Genomic DNA, 26,751 nt, shown 5'->3' on the forward strand with positions numbered 1-26,751 from the left:
GAGCATGCTGGACGCGTAACAATAAAAAACGGGGCCGAAGCCCCGTTTCCCTGGATCAGCAGACGCTATCGCTCAAACCGAGAACGACGAGCCGCAACCGCAGGTAGTGGTCGCGTTCGGGTTCTTGATGACGAATTGCGCGCCGTTCAGATCGTCCTTGTAGTCGATCTCGGCGCCGACGAGGTACTGGTAGCTCATCGAGTCGATCAGAAGCTGGACGCCGTTGCGGTTCATCACGGTGTCGTCTTCGTTGATCGTCTCGTCGAACGTGAATCCATACTGGAAGCCCGAACAGCCGCCGCCCTGCACGAATACGCGCAGCTTCAGCTCCGGGTTGCCTTCCTCGTCGATCAGTTGCTTGACCTTGTCAGCCGCTGCTTCGGTGAAAACGAAGGGACCGGGCATTTCGGTCGCGGTAGTTTCGGTGACAGCGCTCATTCGAACTCTCCAAAAAAGCTTCTAGCCGCTATTGTAGGGCTCTTCCCGATATCGTGCTTAAGCCCACAAAATCAAGGGTTTCTCCAGTTTGTCGACGCTTGCGCGCGGTAGCTGTATCAGCCCGACAAACGAAAAAGCCGCCCGGCGCCGGAGAGCGCGGACGGCTTTTGCAGCAGCGCTGTGCTCTGCGAGGAGCACAGGCCGAAGTGCCAATCTGGGATTAACGCTTCGAGAACTGCTTGCGGCGGCGTGCCTTGTGGAAACCGACCTTCTTACGTTCCACTTCACGTGCGTCGCGGGTGACGAAGCCAGCTTGCGACAGTGCCGGCTTGAGCGTCGCGTCGTAATCCATCAGCGCGCGCGTGATGCCGTGGCGAACTGCGCCGGCCTGGCCGGTTTCGCCGCCGCCCGTCACGTTCACCTTGATGTCGAACGTCGTGCCGTGGTTCGTGAGTTCCAGCGGCTGACGCACGATCATGAGCGACGTTTCGCGCGAGAAGTAGTCGGCGATGGGCTTGCCGTTGACGACGATTTCGCCCTTGCCCGACTTGATGAAGACACGGGCGACGGCGCTCTTGCGGCGGCCCGTACCGTAATTCCAGTTACCGATCATGTGGGCTCCCCTTAGATCTCGAGCGCCTTCGGCTGTTGTGCCGAGTGCGGGTGCGTTGCGTCTGCGTAGACCTTCAGCTTCTTGATCATCGCGTAGCCGAGCGGGCCCTTCGGCAGCATGCCCTTCACGGCCTTCTCGAGCGCGCGGCCCGGGAAGCGTTCCTGCATCTTGCCGAACGTCGTTTCGTAGATACCGCCCGGGTAGCCCGAGTGACGGTAGTACTTCTTGTCGGTGGTCTTGTTGCCCGTGACCTTCAGCTTGCCGGCGTTGATGATGATGATGAAATCACCAGTGTCGACGTGCGGGGTGAACTCAGGCTTGTGCTTGCCGCGAAGACGGCGTGCCACTTCGCTGGCGACACGGCCGAGAACCTTATCCGTCGCGTCAATCACGTACCATTCGCGCTGCACTTCATGTGCCTTGGCGGAAAAAGTCTTCATGATCGATCCAAAAAAATATGCTGTGCCCTGTGCTTCTTTTGTCCTGCTTGTATGGTGACGCTCGTTGGCGCCGGCGCAGGCTCTCCCTGGTTCGAGTTTCCCCGTCTCCGCTCGGGCATGGATGCGGAGAACCTACGATTATAAAGGGAAAATTGGCCGCACGTCAAAATTTGCAGTCAACGAGGGCAAAGCAGCATGAGCGCGACGGACGAAAAAAAGCCCGAACGCGTTTGCTCGGGCTTAATCCACCTTTTGGAGGAGGGTGGAGGAGACATGCTGAGGTGTCGTGAAGCACGACAACCAACGAGATGAATTATACGGATTGGCCTTGTGCGGCGCAAGAAGATTTGCATTGCGAAATGCTGAACCACGATATGAAACGAAGAAGCTGCGAGTGGTGCGCAAGAAAATCCTTGTTTATCAGACACTTGATGCCAACGGCTACGGAGGCCACCTCAAGCGACATAGAGCGAAACCCCTAACCTGACCAGGGAAATCCGTCTCCAAGACAGCATCTTGCATTGCAGCATTCAAGGACAATTGTCGAGGCGCGCGCCGCCACGTCCCCTCGGACATACCAGTAAAGCGCGGGCTACAATGCCGTCTGAATCAAGAAACCGCGCAGGGGCACTCGCATGGAATGCAAAGTTAGCTGGATGGGTCAGGACGGCATGGCGTTCGCAGCCGAAACGGGCAGCGGCCATCTCGTCAACATGGACGGCGCGCCGGAAGGCGGCGGCCACAATCTCGCGCCGCGGCCCATGGAAATGGTGCTGCTCGGCACCGGCGGCTGCACGGCCTATGACGTGGTGCTGATCCTCAAGAAGAGCCGCCAGGAAGTGAGCGGCTGCAACGTCACGCTCAAGGCCGAGCGTGCCAGCGAAGACCCGAAGGTGTTCACCAGGATCCACTTCCACTTCACCGTGACCGGCAAGAATCTCAACCCGGCCACCGTGGAGCGGGCGATCAACCTGTCGCATGACAAGTACTGCTCGGCGTCGATCATGATCGGCAAGACGGCCGAGATCACGCATTCGTTCGAGATCGTTGCCGCCTAAGCTCAGCGGCAAAAATCGGCGGCGAAAAGAAAAAGCCGGCGCGGTTCTTCGATGAACCGCGCCGGCTTTTTGCATCGATGAGGCGGCAAAGCAGGCCGATAAGCCGGATTCTGTGCACACGCCGCGTCCGAAGACGCGCCGCGCGTGGCAGCCATTCCTCTAGGCGCGCCATTGCTGACGCGCTCAAGCTTCCTACCCGCAGACGAGACGGGGGCCCCATCCTGCATCCGTAGATGCGCGCCTGCCTACTTGGAATTGCTCCGGGTGGAGGTTGCCGTGCCGCCTACGTCGCCGCAGACGCGGTGCGCTCTTACCGCACCGTTTCACCCTTACCTGATCCCGACCGAAATCGGGCCATCGGCGGTCTGTTCTCTGTTGCCCTGTTCCGCGTGTCGCCACGGATGGCCGTTAGCCATCACCCTGCCCTGTGGAGTCCGGACTTTCCTCGCCCCCGCTGCTTCAACCCACCGAAGCCTTGGAGCCGCGACTGCCTGGCCTGCTTTGCGAGGCGCGATCTTAGCACGGCCGGGCAGACCGCACAGGGGGCCGGATCGCCGCGTGCTCTCCGTTCAGCGTGCGCGGCGGCCAGGACGGAAGACCGTCGTGTCGTCGTAGAACGCCGGGTCTGCGTTGGGCGGCCACCAGCCCGGGATGCCTAGCACCGGCAACGGGGCAAAGCTGCGGCCGTCGAGCATCGCGGCGTTTTCCAGGGTTGCGCTCACCGTTTCGTCCAGATGCGCATCGCGTTGCGCCCGCGACCAGGTGAACCAGGCTTCGGGCACCTCGACGACCCAGGCGTGCGCCGTGCACGCCGGATACGGCGCAATCAGCTTTTCGAGCAGCGCGTGCCCGAAGACGCGGACTTCGCAGCGCGCGCTGCCATCGCTCCCGCTCTCCAGGAGGTCCGGCGACTCCCAGGCCGCCCGCTGCGCGACGAACAGCGTGCGCCAGTCGAAGCCGCGCAGCGCCGCGACGAGCGCCGGGTCGGATGACGCGTACAGCACCGCATTCTCGTCGAACAGCGTAAGCGCGTCACGCACGCCGCCGCGCGTGGGACCCACGCCCAGCGCGTCGATCGCCGCGGCCTGGCGCGCGTTCAGCGCCGCCTTGATGCGAGGAAACGAGAACCAGGCGAGCGCGTTGAAAAAATCGTGCAGGTTGTGGCGCGTCGGCACGCAGCCCGTCGCGGCGATATGCGCCTCGTAGGCCGCGCCCTCGGGCAGATCGTCCTGGGCGATGAAGGAGAGCGGCTGGCCGCGGCCCGTCTGGCGGGCGGCGGCGCGCGCATCGGCGTTCAGTTCGTCGAGATACGGCGTGTAGCCCGCTAGCGCGGCCTGCTGCCAGCGCCGGCCGCGCGCGGCATGTTGCGCGAACCACGGCCGCGCCCAGTCGATATCGGCAAAGCCGCCGGCCGGCAGCGTCCGGCGCGGCGCACGCGCCAACATCGCTGCGCTCGCATCGCCGGTCGTGGCTGCAGCGATCGTTGCGCCCGCAGCCACACCGTGCCCCGCCTCGTTCAAGCGAGCTTCCAGCCGATCGGCTCGCCGCCGCGCAGCGGCACGACGGGCGTATCGCCCGCTTCGACCTCGGCCGGCAGCGTCCAGGTTTCGCGGCGCAGCGTGACCGTTTCGGTCGCGCGCGGCAAGCCGTAGAAGTCCGCGCCGTAGAAGCTCGCGAAGCCTTCGAGTTTGTCGAGCGCACCTGCGTTGTCGAACGCCTCGGCGTAGAGCTCGAGCGCGTGCAGCGCCGTGTAGCAGCCCGCGCAGCCGCAGGCGTGCTCCTTCAGCCCCTTCGGATGCGGTGCGCTATCGGTGCCGAGGAAGAAGCGATGGTCGCCCGAGGTCGCCGCTTCCACCAGCGCGACGCGATGCGTCTCGCGCTTGAGCACGGGCAGGCAGTAATAGTGCGGACGGATGCCGCCCTGGAAGATCGCGTTGCGGTTGTAGAGCAGGTGATGCGCGGTGATCGTGGCGCCCAGCAGGCCGGGTGCTGCTTGATCGGCGCGGATGTAGTCGACGGCGTCCTTCGTCGTGATGTGCTCGAACACCACCTTGAGCCCGGGGAAATCGCGGCGCGTCGGAATCATCACGCGGTCGATGAAGACTTTTTCGCGGTCGAAGAGATCGATGTCGGCGCTCGTCACTTCACCATGCACGAGGAGCGGCATGCCCACTTCCTGCATCGCTTCGAGCGTTTTCGCGCACTTGCGGATGTCGGTTACGCCGGCGTCCGAGTTCGTCGTCGCGCCGGCCGGATACAGCTTCACCCCGTGCACGAAGCCACTCGCCTTCGCGCGGCGGATTTCCTCGGGCGGCGTGTTGTCGGTCAGATAGAGCGTCATCAGCGGCTCGAACGTCGAGCCCGCCGGCAGCGCCGCGAGAATGCGCTCGCGATAGTCGGCGGCCTGCTCCGTCGTGGTGACCGGCGGCTTGAGGTTCGGCATGATGATCGCGCGGCCGAACTGGCGCGCCGTATGCGGCAGCACCGCCGCCAGCATGGCGCCGTCGCGCACGTGCAGGTGCCAGTCGTCGGGACGGGCGAGCGTAAGAGTCGTGGGGGAAGAGGCGTTCATGGCAAGAGTTCAGGCGCGGTAATGAATCGACAGCGAGGTCAACAACAGCGTCAACAGCAGAGTCAACAGCGGAATGAATGAACGGCGCCTGGCTCGAGGAAACGCGCGCAGGTTGCCGGAAATTCCGGGCATATCAGCAGCAGCGCGGGAAAGCGCACGGCGTCGGCCGATGCAAGACCACCGCGAGCACCGAGCGCACCGTCGCGTGCATACGACAATTCGCGAAGGCCATGCGGCTGCGCGTGCCGTTCAACGCATGCCTGCTTTGCATCCGACAAATTTCGTATTGGCGACGCGCAGGCCGGTGATATGCTTGGAAAATCATCATTGTACCGGTTCATGCAACAACTCAGCGGCGGGTTCTGCGTGCCACCATGGCCGCCGCGTCGAGTTGCCTTAGCTGCATCACGCACCATCAGCACCATGTGCCAACTTCTCGGAATGAACTGCGCCGCGCCAACGGACGTCACGTTCTCCTTCACAGGATTCGCGGCGCGCGGCGGCGCCACCGACCACCACGCCGACGGCTGGGGTATCGCATTCTTCGAGGACAAGGCCTGCCGCCTCTTCATCGACAACGAGGCTTCGGCGCGTTCGCCGATCGCCGAGATGGTCAAGCACTATCCGATCAAGTCGCGCAACACGATCGCGCATATCCGCAAGGCCACGCAAGGCAATTGCGCGCTCGAGAACAGTCATCCGTTCCAGCGCGAGCTGTGGGGCCGGCACTGGATCTTCGCCCACAACGGCGACCTGGAGGGCTTCGATCCGGTGCTGTCGGGCGTGTACCAGCCGGTCGGCACGACCGATAGCGAGCGGGCGTTCTGCATGCTCCTGCAGGGCCTTCGCAACGCGTTCCCCGGTGCCCAGCCGCCGCTCGACGAACTGTTTGCCGCGCTCGAATCGCTCACGCGCGAAGTCACGCAGTTCGGCGTGTTCAACTTCCTGATGTCGAACGGCCAGGCGCTGTTCGCGCATTGCTCGACGCACCTCCACTATCTCGTGCGCCGCTGGCCGTTTTCGACGGCGCATCTCGTCGACGCCGATGTTTCCATCGACTTCGCCAAGTACACGACGCCCGAGGACCGCGTGGCCGTGATCGCCACCGCGCCGCTCACCGACAACGAAGTCTGGACCCGCTTCGCGCCCGGCGACCTCATGATGTTCCAGCACGGCGATGTGATCGCCAGGACGAGTGTTCCGGTGCCGCAGAAAGTGCTCGACAAGCTCGCCAACCCTTGCCTCGATGCCTCCGCCAGCGCGCCGCGCGCGGCGCAGCCGGGCGAGGTGGACCCGGAAGCCGTCGCCGCACTGCAGACCTGGGGCGAGTAACGCAAGCGCCGCACCGCGCGTTCAGCCGCGAGAAATAAGAAAAGCCGCGCATCGAGCGCGGCTTTTCGCTTGCTGCAAGCGTAGGAACGAGCAGACTCAGTGGAGGATCTTCGCGAGGAAGTCCTTCGCGCGGTCCGATTTCGGGCTCGCAAAGAAGGCTTCCTTCTGGTCGTCCTCGACGATGGCGCCCTTGTCCATGAAGATCACGCGGTGCGCGACCTTCTTCGCAAAGCCCATTTCGTGCGTCACGCACATCATCGTCATGCCTTCCTGGGCAAGCTCCACCATCACGTCGAGCACCTCGTTGATCATCTCGGGGTCGAGCGCCGACGTCGGCTCGTCGAACAGCATGGCGATGGGGTCCATCGACAACGCGCGCGCGATGGCCACGCGCTGCTGCTGGCCGCCCGAGAGCTGGCCCGGGAATTTGTCGGCATGCGCGCGCAGGCCCACACGGTCGAGCAGTTTCAGGCCCTTTTGCGTCGCCTCGTCCTTGCCGCGGCCCAGCACCTTGATCTGCGCGAGCGTGAGATTCTCGGTGATCGACAGATGCGGGAACAGTTCGAAGTGCTGGAACACCATGCCCACCTTCGAGCGCAGCTTCGAGAGGTTGGTGCGCTTGTCGCCCACCGACTCGCCGTTCACGAGGATCTCGCCCTGCTGGAACGGCTCGAGCCCGTTGACGGTCTTGATGAGCGTGGACTTGCCCGAGCCCGAAGGCCCGCACACCACCACCACCTCACCCTTCTTCACTTCCGTCGTGCAGTCGGTCAGCACCTGGAACTGGCCGTACCACTTCGAAACGTTCTTGATTGAAATCATCTTGCGACCTTTTTCTGAAGACCTTTCACAAGGCTCGACGCGATCACGCAGATCACGAAATAGCATGCGCCCGCGAACAGTACCATCTCGACCATCGTCCCGTCACGGTCACCGATGTTGGTGGCCGTGCGGAAGAAGTCCGCGAGGCTGATCACGTACACGAGCGAGGTGTCCTGGAAAAGCACGATGGCCTGCGTGAGCAGCAGCGGCACCATCGCGCGGAACGCCTGCGGCAGGATCACGTAGCGCATGGCCTGGCCGTAGCGCATGCCGAGCGCGAACGCGGCGTTGACCTGCCCGCGCGCCACCGCCTGAATACCCGCGCGAATGATCTCCGAATAATACGCGGCCTCGAACAGCGAGAACGCGACCATCGCCGAGGCGAGGCGAATGTCGATGTCGGGCGAGAGACCCAGCACGTTTTGCAGCACCTGCGGCACGATCAGGAAGAACCACAGCAGCACCATCACGAGCGGGATCGAGCGAAAGATCGTGACATAGCCCTTGGCGAACCATTCGAGCGGCTTCACGCTCGAGAGCCGCATGAGCGCGAGCAGCGTGCCCCAGACAATGCCGACCACGATCGCGCACAGCGTGATCTTGAACGTGATGATCGCGCCCGTCCACAGCGTGGGCAATGCGCCAGGAATGCCGCTCCAGTCGAAGTGATGCATCACTTGCCTCCGATGTAGCCGGGCAGACGCGACTTCGCCTCGACCCAGCGCATGAGCGTCATGACGACGAGGTTGATGAGCACGTACGCGAGCGTGACGGCGATGAACGATTCATAGGTCTGCGCCGTGTAGTCGACGAGCTGGCGCGCCTGGGCGGACAGATCGAGCAGACCGATCGTCGAGGCGACCGCCGAATTCTTGAAGATGTTGAGGAATTCGGAGGTGAGCGGCGGCACGATGATGCGGTACGCGACCGGCAGCAGCACGTAGCGGTACGTCTGCCACTGCGTGAAGCCCATCGCGAGCCCGGCGGCGCGCTGGCCGCGCGGCAGCGCGTTGATGCCCGAGCGCACCTGTTCGCACACGCGCGCCGCGGTGAAGAGCCCGAGACAGACGACCGACGCCGAGAAGAACTGCACACCCGGCGGCGCCTGCTTGAACGCCGTGCCGATCGATTGCGGCACGATTTCAGGCAGCACGAAGTACCAGATGAAGAACTGCGCGATGAGCGGAATATTGCGGAAGATCGCCACATAGGCGGTGCCGATACCCGCGAGCACCCTGTTCGGCACCGTGCGCAGCACCCCGAAGAACGACCCGACGATGAGCGCGATCACCCATGCGCACAGCGACACCGAGACCGTTACCCAGAGGCCGGAGAGGATCCAGCCGAGATAAGTGGTCGGTTCGCCCGTCGAAACCGGGCTGAGCAGAATGCCCCAGTTCCAGTGATAGGACATAAAGAGACTCCAACAAAAAGAACGGAAGAAGCGGCGCTTCTTCCGTTCCGTGTTTGACGCTGGGTCGACGTTGGCCGCGGCTGCGTTAGTCGATTGCCTTGTCGTTCGGGTTCTTGAACAGCGCCCGCATGTCGTCGCTCATCGGGAAGTTCAGGTTGAGGCCCTTCGGCGGAATCGGCGACTCGAACCACTTCTTGTAGATCGTCTCGCCTTCGCCCGAGGTCTGCACCTTGGCGATGGCGTCGTCGGCGACCTTCTTGAACTCGGGGTCGTTCTTGCGCATCATGCAGCCGTACGCTTCACGCGACTGCGGCTGACCGACGATCACGAAATCGCCGGGATTGTTCGACTTGGCGCGCTCGCCCGCGAGCAGCGCGTCGTCCATCATGAACGCCACCGCGCGGCCCGTGGAGAGCGTCATGAACGACTCGCCATGGTCCTTCGCGCTGATGATATTCATGCCCATGCTCTTGTCCTGGTTCATCTTGCGCAGGAGGCGCTCGGACGTCGTGCCCGCCGTCGTCACGACGGTCTTGCCCTTGAGGTCGGCGAAGTCCTTGATCCCGGAGTCCTTCTTCGTCATGAGGCGCGTGCCGATCACGAAAATCGTGTTCGTGAAGGCGGCCTGCTGCTGACGTTCGGTATTGTTCGTGGTCGAGCCGCACTCGATGTCCACCGTGCCGTTCTGCACGAGCGGAATGCGGTTTTGCGACGTGACGGGCACGAGCTTGACCTTCAGGTTAGGCATGTTCAGCTTCTGCTTGACCGCCTCGACGATCTTCATCGCGTAGTCTTGCGAATAGCCGATCACATTCTGCTTGTCGTCGTAATACGAGAAGGGGATGGACGACTCGCGATGGCCGAGCGAAATGACGCCCGTGTCCTTGATCTTCTTGAGCGTGCCCGCGTCCTGCGCGAAAGCGCTGGTGGCGAAGCAACCAAGGAGTGCGAGCAGCGCGGCGGTCTGTTTGATTTGCATTGTTTTCTCCGGTACAAGAACCGCCGTTAGTTTATCAAAGTAATTTTTCTGAAAGAACCGAGAGTGACCCTGGCGCCACGCTCCCATGGGCCCAAGGTGCGAAGGCGGACGCCCCCTTGTGGAGGACGTCCGCCTTCTCTGCGCCTTGATGTGCAGCGCAAAAACTTGTCACCGTTTCGTCACTTGGCCGCGCGCCTTGCCCGGCACGGCGCGCAGCGTCTCACGCTCGTGACGAGGGCGATCAGGGATACAGGCCGCGCATTTCGCGCGCCATGAGGATGCGCTTGCAGGCGACGATGAACGCTGCGGTACGCATCGAAACCTTCTGCTCGCTCGCGACCTGCCACACGGCCGTGAATGCTTCGCGCATCACACGTTCGAGACGTTCGTTAATCTCGTTCTCGGTCCAGAAGAAGCTCGAGAAGTCCTGCACCCACTCGAAGTACGAAACGGTCACGCCGCCCGCGTTGGCCACCACGTCGGGGATCACGAGGATGCCCTTGTCGTGCAGGATGTCATCGGCTGCCGTCGTGGTCGGGCCGTTCGCGCCTTCCACGATGATCTTCGTGCGGATCTTGCCCGCGTTCTTCTCGGTGATCTGGTTTTCCAGCGCGGCCGGGATGAGGATGTCGGTTTCGACGGTCCAGAATTCGTCGTTCGCCATCACTTCGGCGCCCGCGAAGCCGGCCACGCCGCCCGTCTTCGCGACGTGCTCGAGCAGCGCTTCGGCATTCATGCCGCTCGACTTGTAGAGCGAGCCGGTGTGGTCCTGAACGGCGACGATCTTCGCGCCCGCTTCCTGGTAGAGGCGCGCTGCGATGCCGCCGACGTTACCGAAGCCCTGCACGGCAATGCGCGCGCCTTCGATCGACAGACCCGTGCGACGAGCCGCTTCGCAGCCCACGACGAACACGCCGCGGCCCGTTGCCTCGCGGCGGCCGAGCGACCCGCCGAGCGAGATGGGCTTGCCCGTCACGACGCCCGTGGCCGTCTGGCCCTGGTTCATCGAGTAGGTGTCCATCATCCACGCCATGATCTGCTCGTTCGTGTTGACGTCCGGCGCGGGAATGTCGGTGTTCGGTCCGATGATGATGCCGATTTCGCTGGTGTAGCGGCGCGTCACGCGCTCGAGCTCACCGCGCGAAAGCGTGCGCGGATCGACGCGGATGCCACCCTTCGCGCCGCCGTACGGCACGTTCACTGCAGCGTTCTTCACCGACATCCACGCGGACAGCGCCATCACTTCGGAGAGCGTAACGTCCTGGTGATAACGCACGCCGCCCTTGCCGGGACCGCGCGAGACGTTGTGCTGGACACGATAGCCTTCGAAGTGAGCAACGGTGCCGTTATCGAGTTCGATCGGGCAGTCGACGATCAGGATGCGCTTAGGACGCTTGAGCGTTTCGAGCCAGCGCGAGAGCGAGCCGAGGTACGGCGCCACACGATCGACCTGACGAAGATAGTTGCCCCAGGGGCCGAGATCGTCGGCGTGGAGATAGGAGGGAACCGACTGCAGTTGGGATGACATGAACGCTCCAATGGAACAAGTGGTGCCATTGTCAGAAAACGCCCATACGAAATCCAATGCCGTTTGATTATCCCGTTATGCTTTTCTTGCATAACCTCCAGGAAGTCGAAAAAACGTGTCGCCGGAGGCTCGTTCGGGCGGTAGCGGCTGAAATAGCCTGACTGTTTCGAGCTTGCTTGTGCGTGGTCTACCGCACTCGTTGCGAGCGCGGTACACCGCAGCTTGCGTCAATTCGAGCGCCCGCTGCGCACCGCCGCGCCCTCGCCCTGCGCGCGTTCGTCGCTCACTGCCTCCCACAGTTCGCGCACGAGCGCCTGGCGCGCGTCGTCGCCTTGCGTCGCGAGTTTGTCCCGATACAGGCGAATCTCCATGTCGAGCGTGAACTGTCCCTCCGGGACGCCGCGCGTGCCGCGATCGAGCCGGATCAGCTCGCCCTGGGCCACCGCGTCCTCCACCGCGCTGTGCGGCAAAAAGGCGATGCCATGCCCCGCCAGCGTCATTGCCTTGAGCCCTTCCGCCATATCGGTTTCGTACACACGGTCCAGATAGAGCCGCGCCGGTGCGTTGGCAACGATCACCTCGGTCATGCGGCCGAGATACGCGTTCGGCGTATAGGAGAGGTACGGGGTGGGCGCATCGGGCGTGCCGGGCAGCGTGTAGCGCGCGCGCCCGGCTCGCTGGGGCGCGGAGTACGGGCTGATCGACTCGATGCCGAGGGTCAGCGTGTCGTAACGCGCGGGATCGAGCGTCACGGGATGGCTCGGGTGGTGATAGCCCATCACGAGGTCGCAGCCGCCCTCCACCAGCGAGAGCACGGCGTCGTGCACGTTCAGCGCGCGCAGCCGCGTGTGGATGCGGCCGAGCTTCGCCTCGATGTGCTGCAGCCAGCGCGGAAAGTAGGTGAGCGACAGCGTGTGCGGCACCGCGAATTCGATGGTCGCCTCGGGCGTGGCCGTATGGCCGCGCAAAAGCGTGCGCGCCTCGTGGAACTGGGAGAGCATCGCGAGCGCCTGCTCGTAGAAGACCTGCCCTGCCGCGGTGAGGCGGGTCGGATAAACCGAACGATCGATCAATTCGGTGCCTAGCCACGCTTCGAGCGCCTGGATGCGGCGCGAGAAGGCCGGTTGGGTCACGTGGCGCAGTTCGGCCGAGCGGCTGAAACTATGCGTCTCCGCGAGCGAAACGAAGTCTTCGAGCCATTTGAGTTCCATGCGAGGCCATGAAGCAGATGTGAAGTCCGCATTCTAGGCCCGCAGGCGTGCGCCTGGGGGATGGCGGCGTCGGCGGATTTTGCGGCGGCGTCTGCCGGTTGCACCTGCGGGACTGTCGGCCACCCCGCCGCTTGCCGCCCGGCACCCTCGCCATGCCGCTCCGAGGCGTGGCCGTGCCGACGGGCGGTCCGGGATGCCGCTCCCCAGTCCCCGCCTCGCCCCCTGTCGACGAGGTGATAAAATACGCGGTTCCCGCCGTCGCGAATCTGACCGCAACCGACTGCCAATTCACCGCCAACCGACCGCTAACTGAGCGTAACGACCTCCGTTACGTCCCCATCATGTCCGACACTCGTCCCGATACCCTGTTCGCGCTCAACGCGCTCTCCCCGCTCGACGGCCGCTACGCCTCGAAAACCGAAGCCCTGCGCGACTGGCTCTCGGAAGCCGCGTTCATGCGCAACCGCGTGAAGGTCGAGATCCACTGGCTGATCGCGCTCTCGCAGGCCGGCTTCGCGGAAGTGCCGCGCTTTTCGGAAGCGTCGGAGCAATTCCTGCTCAAGCTCGCCGAGAACTTCACGGCGCACGACGCCGCGCGCATCAAGGAAATCGAGCGCGTGACGAACCACGACGTGAAGGCCGTGGAGTACTGGCTCAAGGAGTCGGTGAAGGGTCAGCCGGAACTCGAGCGCGCAAGCGAATTCATCCACTTCGCCTGCACCTCGGAAGACATCAACAACACGTCGCACGGCCTGATGCTCGCGGGCGCCCGCGAGCATGTCATCCTGCCCGCGTTGCGCTCGGTGCATCAGCGCCTCGTGGCGCTCGCGCACGCGCAGGCCGATCAGCCGATGCTCTCGCGCACGCACGGCCAGCCGGCGAGCCCGACGACGCTCGGCAAGGAAATCGCCAACGTCGCGGCGCGTCTTTCGCGCGCGATCCAGCGCATCGAAAAGGTCGAACTGCTCGGCAAGATGAACGGCGCCGTGGGCAACTTCAACGCGCACCTCTCGGCGTATCCGGAATTCGACTGGGAAGCGTTCTCGAAGAACGTCGTCGAGCAGCGCCTGAAGCTCACGTTCAATCCGTACACGATCCAGATCGAGCCGCATGACTACATGGCCGAACTCTTCGACGCCATCGCGCGCGCGAACACGATCCTGCTCGATCTCGATCGCGACGTTTGGGGCTACATTTCGCTCGGCTACTTCAAGCAGAAGACGAAGGCCGGCGAGATCGGCTCGTCGACGATGCCGCACAAGGTCAATCCGATCGACTTCGAAAACTCGGAAGGCAATCTCGGTCTCGCAAACGCGACGCTGCGCCACCTCGCCGACAAGCTGCCCGTCTCGCGCTGGCAGCGCGATCTCACGGACTCGACGGTGCTGCGCAACATCGGCGTGGCGTTCGGCTACTCCCTGCTCGCCTATGACGCGCTGATCCGCGGCATCGACAAGCTCGAAGTGAATCCCCAGCGCCTGAACGACGACCTCGACGCGACGTGGGAAGTGCTCGCCGAGCCGGTGCAGACGGTGATGCGCCGCTATGGCATCGAGAACCCGTACGAGCAGCTGAAGGAACTCACGCGCGGCAAGGGCATCACGCGCGAGGCGCTGCAGACGTTCGTGTCCGGCCTCGCGATTCCCGAAGACGCGAAGAAGCGCCTGCTCGATATGACGCCTGCGTCGTATGTGGGCAAGGCGGCGGAACTGGCGAAGCGCATTTCGTAAGCACGCCATCGCCGTGTAGGCTGCGGCAAAGAAAAAGGCGCTCGATAATCCGGGCGCCTTTTTTCGTTTACCGCCGATTGCGCATCACAGCTTCGCGCCGCGCGCCTCGAGTTGCTTCATCACCTCGTCGACGATCTGCTCGGGGGTGAGCTCGATGCTCACCTCGATCGCCTCGTCCGCAGCCGGCACCTCGAGCGTCTCGAGCTGGCTTTGCAGCAGCGACGGGTCGAAGAAGTGGCCGGTGCGCGAAGCGAGGCGCTCGTGCAGCACCTCGAACGAGCCCTTCAGGTAGACGAAACAGACGTCGCGGTCGTTGCCGCGCAGGATGTCGCGGTACGAGCGCTTGAGCGACGAGCAGGTGAACACGGCCGTTTCGTGGGCGCGCTGCTTTTCCTCGATCGCCGCGCGAATCGCGCGCAGCCACGGCCAGCGGTCCTCGTCGGTGAGCGGGATGCCGTCGTGCATCTTCTTCTTGTTGGCTTCGCTGTGGAAGGCGTCGCCGTCGGTGAAGGCGCACTCGAGGCGTTCGGCGAGCATCTCGCCGATGCGTGTCTTGCCTGCGCCCGACACGCCCATTGCTATCAGAATCATCAACTGCTCCCTGGCGGGCCTGGCGGGCCCATGCAACATCGTTACTCGTTACAACACCGCTGCGAGGGCGAACGTGAGGCCGAGGCCCAGCAGCGAAATAATGGTCTCCAGCAGCGACCAGGTCTTGAACGTCTGACCCACGGTCATGCCGAAATACTCCTTGATCAGCCAGAATCCGCCGTCGTTGACGTGCGAGAAAATCAGCGAGCCCGAGCCCGTGGCGAGCACGAGCAGTTCCGGCTTCACCGTCATGGCGCTGGCCGAGGCGATCGGCGCGACGATGCCGCAGGCCGTGGTCATGGCGACCGTGGCCGAACCCGTCGCGAGACGGATCAGCGCGGCCACGAGCCAGCCGAGCAACAGCGGCGACAGATGCTCGTTCTGCGCGAGTTCGACGATCTGCTTCGACACGCCGCTGTCCATCAGCACGCGGCCGAAGCCGCCGCCCGCGCCGACGATCAGCGTGATGCCGGCGATCGGCGCGAGGCAGTCGCCGCAGAACTTCTGGATCTGCTCGCGCGTGAAGCCGCGCTGCGCGCCGAAGGTCCAGAAGCTCACCAGCACGGCGATGAGCAGCGCGACGTCCGAGGTGCCGACAAAGTGCAGGAGATTGTTCGGCAGCGTCTTCGGCGTGAAGACGAGATCGGCCCAGCTGCCGACCAGCATCAGGATCACCGGCAGCAGGATCGTGAAGAGCGTGATGCCGAAGCCCGGCAGTTCGCTATCGGGCTTGGGATCGGCCTTGCTCACGAACTGGTCGGAGAGCGGATTGCTCTCCGGAAGCTTGATGTAGCGGTGAATGAAGAGCGCAAAGAGCGGCCCGGCGATGACCGCCGTAGGCACGCCCACGATCAGGCCGTAAGCGATGGTCTTGCCGATATCGGCGTGATACGCCTGCACGGCCAGCAGCGCGGCCGGGTGCGGCGGAATCAGTCCGTGCACGACGGAGAGGCCCGCCACCATCGGCAGGCCGATCAGCAGCAGCGACTTGCCGGTGCGCTTGGCGACGTTGAACGCGATCGGAATGAGCAGCACGAAGCCGACCTCGAAGAACACCGGCAGGCCGACGATGATCGCGACGAACATCATCGCCCAGTGGATGTTCTTCTCGCCGAACCAGCGGATGAGCGTCGTGGCGACGCGTTCGGCGCCGCCCGATTCGGCCATCATCTTGCCGAGCATCGTGCCGAGGCCCACCACGATGGCGATGTGTCCGAGCGTGTTGCCGTTGCCGGTCTCGAACGACTTGACGATCTGTTCCATCGGCATGCCGACGGCGAGACCGAGCAGCAGTGAAACGATGATCAGGACGAGAAACGGATAAACCTTGAAGCGCGTGATCAGCAGGATCAGCGCGGCGATTGCGACGAGCGCGTAAATCAGCAGCATGCTGCCGTGGGCCACTCCCATGAGGCTCTTCTCCAGATAGTTGTTCGACGTTCTTTCGCCCGTGCGCCGACGCGATTGCGCGCAGCGGCTACCGCTCACGCGGCACGTGGAACGAAAGGACCGGCCGTCGCCGGGCCGGGGGATTGTAGAGCTTATAACGACTTTCGGTGCGGCGTGCCTGAAAGACGAGCGAGCCGCGCAGGGCGCGCGCCTGAAAGGCGCGGTTTGCGCGGCTCGTTGCGCCCCTCCAACCCCAGGGCACGCGGCGTTCCAGTCATCATTGCGCCGCAACATGCGGCGCGGTCCAGCGCGATCAGCGAAATCAGCGCACCGGGCGCGACAGCTCGCTCGCGGCGTGCGCGAGGCGCGTGACCTCGTCCCAGTTCTGCGCGGCGAGCGCGGCCTTCGGCGTGAGCCACGAACCGCCCACGCACACGACGTTGGGCAGCGCGAGGAAGGTCGGCGCCGATTCGGCGGTGATGCCGCCCGTCGGGCAGAACTTGAGCGTCGGGAACGGGCCGTGGAATGCCTGCAGCATGTTCAGGCCGCCCGCCGGCACCGCCGGGAAGAACTTCACGATCTCGTAGCCGAGTTCCATCGCGACGATGATGTCGGTCGGCGTCATGACGCCCGGCAGAAGCGGCAGGCCCGCGTCGAGCGACGCCTGGTGAATTTCGCGCGTGAGGCCCGGCGAGACGCCGAACTGCGCGCCGGCCTTTTTCGCGAGCGCGCAGTGCTCGGGCTTCGTGATCGTGCCCACGCCCACGACGATGTCCGGCGCGATCTGCGCGGCGCGCTCGATCGCTTCGAGGCCGGCCGCCGTGCGCAGCGTGATTTCCAGCACCTTCACGCCGCCCGCGTGGAGCGCGCGCGAAACGTGCTCGCCCTGCTCCGGCGTTTCGAATGCGAGCACCGGAATGACGGGACCCAGGCGGACGATGTCGGCCACTGTGCTGTTTGCCATGTTCAGGCTCCTTGATGATGAAATCAGTTCGCGGCGTGGGCCGCGGGGCTGGCCACAGGCGTGGCCGGTGCAGCCGGCGCAGTCGTGGCCTGCTCGCCCACGAGCGGCCCGAACACCGTTGCGCCCAGTTCGGCCGGCGCGGCGGCGGCGCGGAACACGCCGAACAGCTCGCGGCCGAAGCCCACTTCGTTGAGTTCCTGATGCGCGGGCTGGGCGACCGGGCGGGCATCCCATTCTGCCGCGTCCACTTCGACGTCGAGCACGCCTTGTACCGCATCGATCACGATCGTGTCGCCATTGCGCACCTTGCCGATGGGGCCGTGCAGCAGCGTTTCCGGCGAGACGTGGATGACCGCGGGCACCTTGCCCGAGGCACCCGACATGCGCCCGTCGGTGACGAGCGCCACGTGAAAGCCCTTGTCCTGCAGCACGCCGAGCAGCGGCGTGAGACGGTGCAGCTCGGGCATGCCATTGGCGCGCGCGCCCTGGAAGCGCACGACGGCCACGAAATCGCGCTCCAGCTCGCCGCGATCGAAAGCTTCCTGCACGGCTTCCTGCGAATCGAACACGATCGCGGGCGCACGCACCTTGCGGCGCTCGGGCGCCACGGCCGAAACCTTGATGACGCCACGGCCCAGCCGCCCCTGCATCAGGCGCAGGCCGCCATCGGGCTGGAACGGCTCGGCCAGCGCGCGCAGCACCGCCGTGTCGGCGCTCTGCTCCACGGCCGGCACCCAGGTGAGCTTGCCGTCGATGAGCTTCGGCTCTTCGGTGTAGTGACGCAGACCGCGACCCGCGACGGTATTCACGTCTTCATGCAGCAGACCGCCGTCGAGCAGTTCGCGCACGAGGAAGGCGATGCCGCCCGCCGCATGGAAATGGTTCACGTCGGCCTTGCCGTTCGGGTACACGCGCGCGAGCAGCGGCACGGCGTCCGAGAGCGCGTCGAAGTCGTTCCAGTCGATGATGATGCCGGCCGCCCGCGCCATCGCCACGAGGTGCAGCGTGTGATTGGTCGAGCCGCCGGTGGCCATCAGCGCGACGATGCCGTTGATCACGGCCTTCTCGTCGACCACATGGCCGATCGGCGTGTAGTTGCCGCGCTCGACGGTGAGTTCGAGCACGCGGCGCGCCGCGGCGGCGGTCAATTCGTCGCGCAGCGGGGTGTGCGGATGGATGAAGGCCGAGCCGGGCAGATGCAGCCCCATGACCTCCATCAGCATCTGGTTGCTGTTCGCGGTGCCGTAGAACGTGCAGGTGCCGTGACCGTGGTACGCCGCGGCTTCGGATTCGAGCAGCGCCGCCCGGTCGCACTGGCCGGTGGCGAACTGCTGGCGCACCTTGGCCTTGTCGTCGTTCGAGATGCCGCTCGTCATCGGGCCGGCGGGCACGAAGATGGTGGGCAGATGGCCGAACTGGAGCGCGCCGATCACGAGGCCCGGCACGATCTTGTCGCATACGCCGAGGCACAGCGCCGCGTCGAACATGTTGTGCGTGAGCGCCACGGCGGTGCTCATCGCAATCACTTCGCGCGAAAAGAGCGACAGCTCCATGCCGGCGTTGCCCTGCGTGACGCCGTCGCACATCGCCGGCACGCCGCCCGCGAACTGCGCGACGCCACCGCCTTCGCGGGCCGCCTTCTTGATGATGTCGGGGAAATCCTTGTAGGGCGCGTGCGCCGAGAGCATCTCGTTGTACGCCGAGACGATGCCGATGTTCGGCTCGCGAATCGCCTTGATCGCGATCTTGTCGCGGCCTTCGAGGCCGGCGAAGCCGTGCGCGAGATTCGCACACGAGAGCACGCCGCGCGCCGGGAACCGGTCCTGAGCCGCCGCAATGCGCGCGAGATAGGCCTCGCGAGTGGGCTTGCTGCGCTCGATCACGCGTTGCGTGACCTTCATCAACTGAGAATGCGGGGAAACCATCGAATATCCTTCCTTCTTGTCTCGGCGGAAACGCTCGGGGCCAGAACGAGAGCGCCAGTGGCGCTCCCGTCAGCGATGGGCCGATGTTAGTAGAAAAACTACAAGCCGGCAATCCCGGTAAGACCCTGGGAGCATACGGTTAAACGAACGCCTAGTCTTATTCTCAACGGGGCTCACAGGAATTTCCGCGCCTACCCGGGAAAGAAACAATCGCAGTCTTGTAGTTTTTGTACATAACCTCCGATCCGCTATAGTCCACGGATCTTTCAGCATAGTGCGAGTTTCCTGATGCTGCTGTCCCAGGTGAAAGCCATGCGCGAGCAATTGCGCCCATCGGAGCGCAAGCTCGCCGACTACGTGGTCGAGGCGCCGCGCGAGGTGCTCGACCTGTCGATGACCGAGGTCGCCGAGCGTGCGGGCGTGAGCCAGCCGACCATCGCGCGGTTCTGTCATGCGCTCGGGTTTTCGGGCTTTCGCGAGTTCAAGATCCGGCTCGCGCAGGCCGTTGCCGCGGATCTGCCGACGGGGCATCCGGCCGTCTACCGCGACGTGAGCCCCGACGAGCCCGTGCCGGGCGTCGCGGCCAAGGTGCTCGACCGCACCATCGGCGCGCTCCTGCAGGTGCGCAACAATCTCTCGACGGACTCGCTCGCCGCCGCGATCGACCTGCTCGCCCGCGCTTCGCGCATCGAGTTCTACGGCGCGGGCGGCTCAGGCATCGCCGCGCAGGACATGCAGCACAAGTTCTTCCGCCTCGGCATGCCGAGCGTCGCCTATTCGGACCCGCACACGTTTCTCATGTCGGCCACGCTGCTCGGGCCCGGCGACGTGGTCGTGGCGATCTCGAACACCGGGCGCACGCGCGACATCGTGGACGCCGCGCGCACGGCGCTCGAACGCGGCGCGAAGGTGATCGCCATCACGCACGGCACGTCGCCGCTCGCGCGACTCGCGAGCGTGGGCCTGCACGCGAACGTGGACGAGGACACCGACGTCTTCTCGCCGATGACCTCGCGCACGTCGCATCTCGCGATCGGCGACATACTCGCCGTGGGCGTGGCGCTGCAGCGCGGACCCGAACTCGCGGAAAAGCTCGCCGACGCGAAGGACATCATCGCGCGGCGACGGCTGGACACGAACGGCTGAATGCGCCGCAAAGCGCGGCGTGCGCAAACGGTCCCGATAAAAAAAGTGCGGACTCCCGAAGGAGTCCGCTTTGCGTATGCGCCTGAGAAGTCGGAAAGAAACGTCAGAAGGGCTTGATCACGACCAGCGCGACCGCGGCCAGCATGCCGAGCACCGGCAGCTCGTTGAACATGCGATACCACTTGTCGGAGCGCCGGTTCTCGCCGCGCTCGAAGGTGGCCAGCAGGCGCCCGCAGTACGCGTGGTACACGAGGAGCAGCACGACTACGCCCACCTTTGCGTGTATCCACCCCTGGCCTCGCCCGATCCCTACCACGAGCCACAGCCACAGCCCGCACAGCAACGCGGGCACGGCGATCAGGGTCATGAAGCGATAGAGCTTGCGCGCCATGATGAGCAGACGCTTGACGGCCGCGGGCTCGGTTTCCATCGCGAGATTCACGAAGATGCGCGGAAGGTAAAAGAGGCCCGCGAACCACGAAGCGATCAATACGATGTGAAACGTCTTGATCCAAAGCATCGGCAAATCCTTTTTTTCTTGTTAGCGGGCATCGGAGCGGCGCACGGCGCGCCGCCCGATGACTCACTGCCGGCCTTCGCCGTGGCCGAGCACCACGTACTTGAGCGAGGTCAGGCCTTCGAGGCCGACCGGTCCGCGCGCGTGCAGCTTGTCGTTGGAAATGCCGATCTCGGCGCCGAGGCCGAACTCGAAGCCGTCGGCGAAGCGCGTCGAGGCATTCACCATCACGCTCGCCGAATCGACTTCGCGCAGGAAGCGCATGGCGCGGTCGTGGTCTTCGGTCACGATCGCATCGGTATGGTGCGAGCCGTAGGCGTTGATGTGCTCGACCGCTTCATCGAGGTTGTCGACGACCTTCACCGCGAGCACCGGAGCCAGGTATTCGGTGCGCCAGTCTTCTTCGGTCGCGTCCACGAGCGGGCTCACGCCGGCATCGGCGAGAATCGTCCGCGCCGCGGCGTCCACGCGCAGTTCCACGTCCTTCTCGCGATAGAGGCGGCCAAGCGGCGGCAGCACCTCATGCGCGATGCCGCGCGCCACGAGCAGCGTTTCCATCGTGTTGCAGGTGCCGTAGCGATGCGTCTTCGCGTTGTCGCACACGGTCAGCGCCTTCGCCAGATCGGCGCGGTCGTCCACGTACACATGGCAGATGCCGTCGAGGTGCTTGATCATCGGCACGCGCGCCTCGGCCATCAGGCGTTCGATCAGGCTCTTGCCGCCGCGCGGCACGATCACATCGACGAATTCCGTCATGGTGATGAGCTTGCCCACCGCCGCGCGGTCCGCCGTTTCGACCACCTGCACCGCGTCCTGCGGCAGACCCGCCGCCGCCAGCCCTTCGCCGATCAGCTTCGCGAGCGCCGTGTTGCACTCGAGCGCCTCGGAGCCGCCGCGCAGGATCGTGGCGTTGCCCGACTTCAGACACAGCGCCGCCGCGTCGATCGTCACGTTCGGCCGCGACTCGTAGATGATGCCGATCACGCCGAGCGGCACGCGCATCTGACCCACCTGGATACCGCTCGGGCGGAACTTGAGATTGCTGATCTCGCCGATCGGGTCCGCCAGCGCCGCGACCTGGCGCAGGCCCTCGACCATCGTCTTCAGCGCCTTGTCCGAGAGCGTGAGGCGGTCGATGAACGCCGCGTCGTGACCCTTCTCCTTCGCGCGGGCGAGGTCGCGTGCGTTCGCCGCCTTCAGCTGCGGCGCTTCGCGTTCGATGGCTTGCGCCACCGCTTCGAGCGCTGCGTTCTTCGCTGCCGTCGAGGCCCGTGCCATCGCGCGCGAAGCCTTGCGGGCGCGGCGGCCGAGGTCGGTCATGTACTGGTCGATATCCATGATGTCTTTTGTGGTGCGGCGCGCCAGACGTGGTTGGGTGGATGCGCACGCGCGGTTCGATTCAAATGCGGTTCGGACCGATTTTAATGCCAAGCCGCCGGGGTTTGCTGGGCATTCCCAGGATGCTGGGGCCACGCTGATCGGGCACGCAAGCCTCTGAAGTGGCGAGCGGGACACACACGCAGCCGCGCAGCGGAGCGGATGCAGGTGCCGAAGCGCCGATTCGGGCGAGCGAGGAACGCTTCAGCCCGGCCGGCGCGACGGCCCTGCGGTGCGCGGTCGTGCCGCGGCCGCAGCGGCAGCCGCCGCGGCTGGGTTGCCCGGCTGAGCGCGAGCGGCAGCGTTGCCCCGCGCGGCCGGCGCAGCCGTGTCGCGTGGCGCGGCCACGGTCATCGCCAGTTCGAACAGCCCGTCCCAGGCATCGGGCGGCAAGGCATTGCGCCAGTCGGCGCGCGCCTGGCCGGAAAGCCCCTTCACCAGGCGGTCGAGCCGTGCCGCGAGCGCGAGGCCGCGTTCCAGCGTCTGCTCGGACAGGCGCGACAAAGCGGGGCCGATGAGCCGCTCGCGCGGCCCCCACACGCGGTTCTCGCGCAGCAGCATGGCGAGCGGCTTGCCCGCCGCCACGCCGCGCTTGATGCGCAGCAGCGTGCGAATTTCCTCGACGACCGCCCACAGCACCAGCACCGATGCCTCGCCCTCGCCGCGCAGGCCGTCGAGCATACGCGCGAGGCGGCCGACATCGCCCGTCAGCATCGCTTCGTTCAACTTGAAGACGTCGTAGCGCGCGACGTTGAGCACGGCGTCGTGAATCTGCTCGAAGCTCAGGACGCCTTGCGGATAAAGCAGGCCGAGCTTCTGGATTTCCTGATGGGCCGCCAGCAGGTTGCCTTCCACGCGCTCCGCCACGAATTGCAGCGCGCGCCGGCCGTCCTCGCCGGGCGCCACGCGCTGGCCTTGCAGCGCGAGACGCTGGCCGATCCAGTTCGGCAGTGCCGCGCGCTCGACAGGATCGACTTTGAGCGCCACACCGCCTTCAGCCAGTGCCGTGAACCACGCGGACTTCTGCGTGGCGGCGTCGAGGCGCGGCAACGTGACGAGCATCAGCACGTCGGGATTCGCGGCTGCCGCGAGCGTCTTGAGCGCGTCCGCACCTTCCTTGCCGGGCTTGCCCGAGGGAATGCGCAACTCCACCAGCTGGCGATCGCCGAAGAGCGACATCGACTGACTCGCGCCGAGGAGAGAGCTCCAGTCGAAGCCGCGCTCGACCGTGAACACCGAGCGGTCGGTGAAGCCCGCGGCGCGCGCGGCCGCACGGATGCGGTCGCACGCTTCCTGGGCCAGCAGGTGTTCGTCGCCGTAGACGACGTACAGGCCGGCCAGCCCTTTCGCGAGGTGCGGTTCGAGTGCGTCGGGTCGCAGTTGCATGGCGCTCGGTCGAAGTTCGCTCAGAAGGTGAAGACGGCGCGCATCACAGCGGCGGCGGCGGCAGCGGCGCGCGCGGCGCCACGCCCGGCACGACCTGAGCGGGCGTCGGCGTGAGCGTCTTGACGACCGCGAGGCGCCGCATGAGCTGGTCGACGGCGTCCCGCTGCATATCGGCGAACAATAGATCGGCTTCCTGCATCTTGGCGGTCGCGAACTGAGAGCTATAGGTCATCGCGCGGTTCAGCCCGATCGTGCTCGGCTGCATCAGCAGGGTGCCGTCCGCGCTCACCAGCGAATAGTTCAGCCAGTAGTTGACCTGATATTCCTCGACTGCGCCGAGCGAGTTGAGCGTAAGCGTGCTGAAGCTTTGCGCTTCGGAAACGTGCAGCACGGCGTCGGCGTTGGCCACCGAATCGACCACCACCGAATCGCTGCCGCCTTCGATCATGCGCGTGAGGCGCGCGGTGAACGGCGGCGGCCCGCCGACGACGGCGAGGCGCTTGAAAGCGAAGTTCTGCTCGCCGCGCAGCTGGAAGCCGCACGCCGACAGGACCAGCGCGCCGCCGGCCACGAGCGGGAACAACCTGAGGAACGATCTGCGAATCACATGGACTCCCTGGGTTCGCGACAGAGTCGCCGGTGTCGGCGAGCGGCGCAGCACGCGTTTGTCTTGCGCTGCGCCGCTGCCAGCATGGCCTGGATTGCCTTTAGACGACGACGTTCACGAGACGGCCCGGCACGACGATGATCTTCTTCGGCGCACGGCCTTCGGCGAACTTCACGAACATGTCGTGCGCGAGCGCCGCCGCTTCGATTGCGTCCTTGCCCGCGTCTTTCGCCACGGTCACGGCGCCACGCACCTTGCCGTTCACCTGCAGCACGAGTTCGATCTCGGCCTGCTCCAGCGCCTTTTCGTCGACCTTCGGCCAGGGCGCATCGAGCAGCGGGCCGTATTCGTCGGCATACGCGAGCGCCTTCCAGAGTTCGAATGCGATGTGCGGCACGACCGGGTACAGCACGCGCAGCAGCACGCCGAACGTTTCGCGCTGCACGCCCGCGCCCGCTTCCTTCGCGCCGTCGATGGCGTTGAGCATCTTCATCGCCGCCGAAACGACGGTGTTGTACTGCAGACGCTGATAGTCGAAGTCGGCCTGCTTGAGCACGCTATAGATTTCGCGGCGCAGCGTCTTTTCGACGTCGGTGAGCGCCGCTGCGTCGAACGATGCGCGCGACCTGATCGCTTCGGCGTTCGCGAAACCGAACGCCCACACGCGGCGCAGGAAGCGGCTCGCGCCTTCCACGCCCGCGCCCGACCATTCGAGCTGCTGCTCGGGCGGCGCGGCGAACATCGTGAAGAGACGCGCCGTATCCGCGCCGTACTGGTCGATCAGCACCTGCGGGTCGACGCCGTTGTTCTTCGACTTCGACATCTTCTCGACGCCGCCCAGCACCACGGGCTGGCCATCGGCGTTGAGCGTCGCGCCGACCGGGCGGCCCTTGTCGTCGTGCGTGACGGTCACGTCGGCCGGGTTGTACCAGGTCTTCTTGCCCGACGCGTCTTCGCGATAGAACGTCTCGTTCAGCACCATGCCCTGCGTGAGCAGGTTCTTCGCCGGCTCGCCGAATTTCACGAGGCCCAGGTCGCGCGAGACCTTCGCCCAGAAGCGCGAATACAAGAGGTGAAGAATGGCGTGCTCGATCCCGCCGATGTACTGGTCCATCGGCATCCAGTAGTCGGTGCGCTCGTCGACCATGTTCTTCGCATCGGGCGCCGCGTAGCGGTAGAAGTACCAGGCCGAGTCGACGAACGTGTCCATCGTGTCGGTTTCGCGCTTCGCATCGGCGCCGCACTTCGGGCACTTGCAGTTCAGGAACGCCTCGGACTTCGCGAGCGGGTTGCCCGTGCCGTCCGGCACGAGGTCTTCCGGCAGCACGACCGGCAGGTCCTGCTCGGGCACCGGCACGTCGCCGCAGCTCGGGCAGTGGATGATGGGGATCGGCGTGCCCCAGTAGCGCTGGCGCGAAATGCCCCAGTCGCGCAGGCGCCACGTGACCTGCTTGTCGCCCAGCTCGAGCGCCTTGAGGTCGGCCGCCACGGCATCCACGGCCTGGGTGTAGTTCAGGCCGTCGTACTTGCCGCTGTTCACGCAGACAGCGCGTTCCTTGTCGCCGTACCATTCCTGCCAGCCGTCGAGCGAATACGTCTCGCCTTGGGCCGCGATGACCTGCTTGATTGGCAGGTTGTATTTTTTGGCGAACGCGAAGTCGCGCTCGTCGTGGCCGGGCACGCCCATCACGGCGCCTTCGCCATAGCTCATCAGCACGTAGTTGCCGATCCACACCGGCACCTGCTCGTGCGTGAGCGGGTGCGTCACCGTGAAGCCCGTGGGCACGCCCTTCTTTTCCATCGTCGCGATGTCGGCTTCCGCCACGCCACCGCGCTTGCATTCGTCGATGAACGCCTGAAGCTCCGGCTTGCCTTGAGCCAGGCGCGTGGCGAGCGGATGCTCGGCCGCGATCGCGGCGAAGGTCACGCCCATGATCGTGTCGGCGCGCGTAGTGAACACGCGCAGCAGCTTCTTCTCGCCGTCCAGCTCGTACGGAAAGCCGAAGTTCACGCCGAAGCTCTTGCCGATCCAGTTCTGCTGCATGATCTTGACGCGCTCGGGCCAGCCGAGGCCGTCGAGGTCATTCAGCAGTTCGTCGGCATACTGCGTGATGCGCAGGTAATACATCGGGATTTCGCGCTTTTCCACGAGCGCGCCCGAGCGCCAGCCGCGGCCTTCGATCACCTGCTCGTTGGCGAGCACGGTCTGATCGACCGGATCCCAGTTCACCGTGCCGGTCTTCTTGTAGGCGATGCCCTTCTCGAGCATCTTCAGGAAGAACCACTGGTTCCACTTGTAGTAATCGGGCTTGCAGGTGGCGATTTCGCGCGACCAGTCGATCGCGAGACCCATCGACTGCATCTGGCCCTTCATGTACTCGATGTTGTCGTACGTCCACTTCGCCGGCGGCACGCCGTTGGCCATGGCGGCGTTTTCAGCGGGCATGCCGAACGCGTCCCAGCCCATCGGCATCAACGTGTTGTAGCCGTTCATGCGCAGGTAGCGATACATCACGTCGTTGATCGTGTAGTTCCGCACGTGGCCCATGTGCAGCTTGCCCGACGGATACGGCAGCATCGAGACGCAGTAGAACTTGGGCTTGTCGGCCTTTTCGGCCGTCCGGTAAGCGTCGGTGGCGCGCCATTCGCCTTGCGCGGCGGATTCGACGTCGGAGGGAACGTATTTTTCGAGCATGGTGTGGGTGGTGAACG

The 26,751-nt window shown here is 65.0% G+C and carries 25 protein-coding genes and 1 other RNA gene; 4 read left to right on the forward strand and 22 right to left on the reverse strand.

Features of this window, described 5'->3' with window-relative positions:
* Window positions 1–72 precede the first annotated feature (72 nt).
* From erpA to rplM, 3 genes are all read right to left on the reverse strand, one after another.
* Window positions 73–438 (reverse strand): iron-sulfur cluster insertion protein ErpA, encoded by a 366-nt coding sequence (erpA, locus tag BMI01S_RS02590; protein ID WP_028209426.1) that lies wholly within the window; start codon window positions 436–438, stop codon window positions 73–75.
* A gap of 220 nt (window positions 439–658) precedes the next feature.
* Window positions 659–1,051: a 30S ribosomal protein S9 gene (rpsI, locus tag BMI01S_RS02595; protein ID WP_028209425.1), complete on the reverse strand. Its 393-nt coding sequence runs from the start codon at window positions 1,049–1,051 to the stop codon at window positions 659–661.
* Window positions 1,052–1,062: 11 nt separating this feature from the next.
* The gene (rplM, locus tag BMI01S_RS02600; protein ID WP_027795838.1) at window positions 1,063–1,491 is read right to left on the reverse strand and encodes a 50S ribosomal protein L13; all 429 of its coding nucleotides are present in this window, start codon (window positions 1,489–1,491) and stop codon (window positions 1,063–1,065) included.
* A 635-nt stretch (window positions 1,492–2,126) separates the two neighbouring features.
* Between rplM and BMI01S_RS02605 the strand changes: the two genes are divergently transcribed.
* A complete protein-coding gene (locus BMI01S_RS02605; protein ID WP_028209424.1) occupies window positions 2,127–2,549 on the forward strand; it encodes an OsmC family protein in 423 nt (140 codons plus the stop codon).
* Window positions 2,550–2,632: 83 nt separating this feature from the next.
* On the opposite strand, the gene rnpB is transcribed toward BMI01S_RS02605, so the two are convergent.
* From rnpB to BMI01S_RS40615, 4 genes are all read right to left on the reverse strand, one after another.
* Window positions 2,633–3,052, reverse strand: an RNA gene (rnpB, locus tag BMI01S_RS38000) — RNase P RNA component class A.
* Between the two features lie 66 nt (window positions 3,053–3,118).
* A complete protein-coding gene (locus BMI01S_RS02610) occupies window positions 3,119–4,069 on the reverse strand; it encodes a DUF3025 domain-containing protein (RefSeq protein ID WP_407668926.1) in 951 nt (316 codons plus the stop codon).
* Window positions 4,066–5,121 (reverse strand): dihydroorotase, encoded by a 1,056-nt coding sequence (pyrC, locus tag BMI01S_RS02615; protein WP_028230080.1) that lies wholly within the window; start codon window positions 5,119–5,121, stop codon window positions 4,066–4,068. The genes BMI01S_RS02610 and pyrC overlap by 4 nt, the downstream gene beginning before the upstream one ends.
* 62 nt (window positions 5,122–5,183) lie before the next feature.
* Window positions 5,184–5,546 (reverse strand): hypothetical protein, encoded by a 363-nt coding sequence (locus tag BMI01S_RS40615; RefSeq protein ID WP_154671137.1) that lies wholly within the window; start codon window positions 5,544–5,546, stop codon window positions 5,184–5,186.
* Here BMI01S_RS40615 and BMI01S_RS02625 point away from each other — a divergent pair.
* Window positions 5,545–6,453: a class II glutamine amidotransferase gene (locus BMI01S_RS02625; RefSeq protein ID WP_081723312.1), complete on the forward strand. Its 909-nt coding sequence runs from the start codon at window positions 5,545–5,547 to the stop codon at window positions 6,451–6,453. The two genes, BMI01S_RS40615 and BMI01S_RS02625, sit on opposite strands and share 2 nt — an antisense overlap.
* A gap of 96 nt (window positions 6,454–6,549) precedes the next feature.
* Here BMI01S_RS02625 and BMI01S_RS02630 read toward each other — a convergent pair whose 3' ends face one another.
* The 6 genes from BMI01S_RS02630 to BMI01S_RS02655 form a co-directional block, all read right to left on the reverse strand.
* Complete coding sequence (locus tag BMI01S_RS02630; RefSeq protein ID WP_028209421.1) at window positions 6,550–7,275, reverse strand: amino acid ABC transporter ATP-binding protein; 726 nt, start codon at window positions 7,273–7,275, stop codon at window positions 6,550–6,552.
* A complete protein-coding gene (gltK, locus tag BMI01S_RS02635; protein WP_028209420.1) occupies window positions 7,272–7,949 on the reverse strand; it encodes a glutamate/aspartate ABC transporter permease GltK in 678 nt (225 codons plus the stop codon). Before gltK ends, BMI01S_RS02630 begins: the two co-directional genes overlap by 4 nt.
* Window positions 7,949–8,689, reverse strand: coding sequence for an amino acid ABC transporter permease (locus BMI01S_RS02640; protein WP_028230077.1), 741 nt, complete (start codon window positions 8,687–8,689; stop codon window positions 7,949–7,951). Before BMI01S_RS02640 ends, gltK begins: the two co-directional genes overlap by 1 nt.
* An 85-nt stretch (window positions 8,690–8,774) precedes the next feature.
* A complete protein-coding gene (locus BMI01S_RS02645; RefSeq protein ID WP_028209418.1) occupies window positions 8,775–9,668 on the reverse strand; it encodes a glutamate/aspartate ABC transporter substrate-binding protein in 894 nt (297 codons plus the stop codon).
* Window positions 9,669–9,909: 241 nt separating this feature from the next.
* Complete coding sequence (locus BMI01S_RS02650) at window positions 9,910–11,196, reverse strand: Glu/Leu/Phe/Val family dehydrogenase (protein WP_028209417.1); 1,287 nt, start codon at window positions 11,194–11,196, stop codon at window positions 9,910–9,912.
* Between the two features lie 227 nt (window positions 11,197–11,423).
* Window positions 11,424–12,407, reverse strand: a complete 984-nt coding sequence (locus BMI01S_RS02655) for a LysR family transcriptional regulator (RefSeq protein WP_028209416.1) — start codon at window positions 12,405–12,407, stop codon at window positions 11,424–11,426.
* 341 nt (window positions 12,408–12,748) lie between these two features.
* Here BMI01S_RS02655 and purB point away from each other — a divergent pair, with 341 nt between their 5' ends.
* Entirely contained in the window at window positions 12,749–14,137 is a 1,389-nt protein-coding gene (gene purB, locus BMI01S_RS02660) for an adenylosuccinate lyase (protein ID WP_028230076.1), read from the forward strand.
* 84 nt (window positions 14,138–14,221) lie between these two features.
* Here the strand turns inward: purB and BMI01S_RS02665 are convergent, their stop codons facing one another.
* From BMI01S_RS02665 to edd, 4 genes are all read right to left on the reverse strand, one after another.
* Window positions 14,222–14,728, reverse strand: coding sequence for a gluconokinase (locus tag BMI01S_RS02665; RefSeq protein WP_028209414.1), 507 nt, complete (start codon window positions 14,726–14,728; stop codon window positions 14,222–14,224).
* A 48-nt stretch (window positions 14,729–14,776) separates the two neighbouring features.
* Entirely contained in the window at window positions 14,777–16,138 is a 1,362-nt protein-coding gene (locus BMI01S_RS02670; protein WP_028230075.1) for a GntP family permease, read from the reverse strand.
* Window positions 16,139–16,439: 301 nt separating this feature from the next.
* Entirely contained in the window at window positions 16,440–17,081 is a 642-nt protein-coding gene (eda, locus tag BMI01S_RS02675; RefSeq protein ID WP_028209412.1) for a bifunctional 4-hydroxy-2-oxoglutarate aldolase/2-dehydro-3-deoxy-phosphogluconate aldolase, read from the reverse strand.
* Between the two features lie 23 nt (window positions 17,082–17,104).
* On the reverse strand, window positions 17,105–19,006 hold the full coding sequence (gene edd, locus BMI01S_RS02680) for a phosphogluconate dehydratase (RefSeq protein ID WP_028230074.1): 1,902 nt from the start codon (window positions 19,004–19,006) through the stop codon (window positions 17,105–17,107).
* 288 nt (window positions 19,007–19,294) lie between these two features.
* Between edd and BMI01S_RS02685 the strand changes: the two genes are divergently transcribed.
* Window positions 19,295–20,152, forward strand: a complete 858-nt coding sequence (locus BMI01S_RS02685; protein WP_028230073.1) for a MurR/RpiR family transcriptional regulator — start codon at window positions 19,295–19,297, stop codon at window positions 20,150–20,152.
* Between the two features lie 103 nt (window positions 20,153–20,255).
* Here the strand turns inward: BMI01S_RS02685 and BMI01S_RS02690 are convergent, their stop codons facing one another.
* The 5 genes from BMI01S_RS02690 to leuS form a co-directional block, all read right to left on the reverse strand.
* Window positions 20,256–20,672: a CopD family protein gene (locus BMI01S_RS02690; RefSeq protein WP_036017489.1), complete on the reverse strand. Its 417-nt coding sequence runs from the start codon at window positions 20,670–20,672 to the stop codon at window positions 20,256–20,258.
* A 63-nt stretch (window positions 20,673–20,735) separates the two neighbouring features.
* Window positions 20,736–22,007 (reverse strand): glutamate-5-semialdehyde dehydrogenase, encoded by a 1,272-nt coding sequence (locus tag BMI01S_RS02695; protein ID WP_028209408.1) that lies wholly within the window; start codon window positions 22,005–22,007, stop codon window positions 20,736–20,738.
* A 243-nt stretch (window positions 22,008–22,250) separates the two neighbouring features.
* Complete coding sequence (gene holA / locus BMI01S_RS02700; protein WP_028230072.1) at window positions 22,251–23,432, reverse strand: DNA polymerase III subunit delta; 1,182 nt, start codon at window positions 23,430–23,432, stop codon at window positions 22,251–22,253.
* Between the two features lie 43 nt (window positions 23,433–23,475).
* Window positions 23,476–24,039 (reverse strand): LPS-assembly lipoprotein LptE, encoded by a 564-nt coding sequence (locus BMI01S_RS02705; RefSeq protein WP_028230071.1) that lies wholly within the window; start codon window positions 24,037–24,039, stop codon window positions 23,476–23,478.
* 100 nt (window positions 24,040–24,139) lie between these two features.
* A complete protein-coding gene (leuS, locus tag BMI01S_RS02710; RefSeq protein ID WP_028230070.1) occupies window positions 24,140–26,734 on the reverse strand; it encodes a leucine--tRNA ligase in 2,595 nt (864 codons plus the stop codon).
* Between the last annotated feature and the right edge of the window lie 17 nt (window positions 26,735–26,751).

It is taken from the genome of Paraburkholderia mimosarum LMG 23256 = NBRC 106338 (genome assembly GCF_000739815.1).
GTDB classification, from domain to species: Bacteria; Pseudomonadota; Gammaproteobacteria; order Burkholderiales; family Burkholderiaceae; genus Paraburkholderia; species Paraburkholderia mimosarum.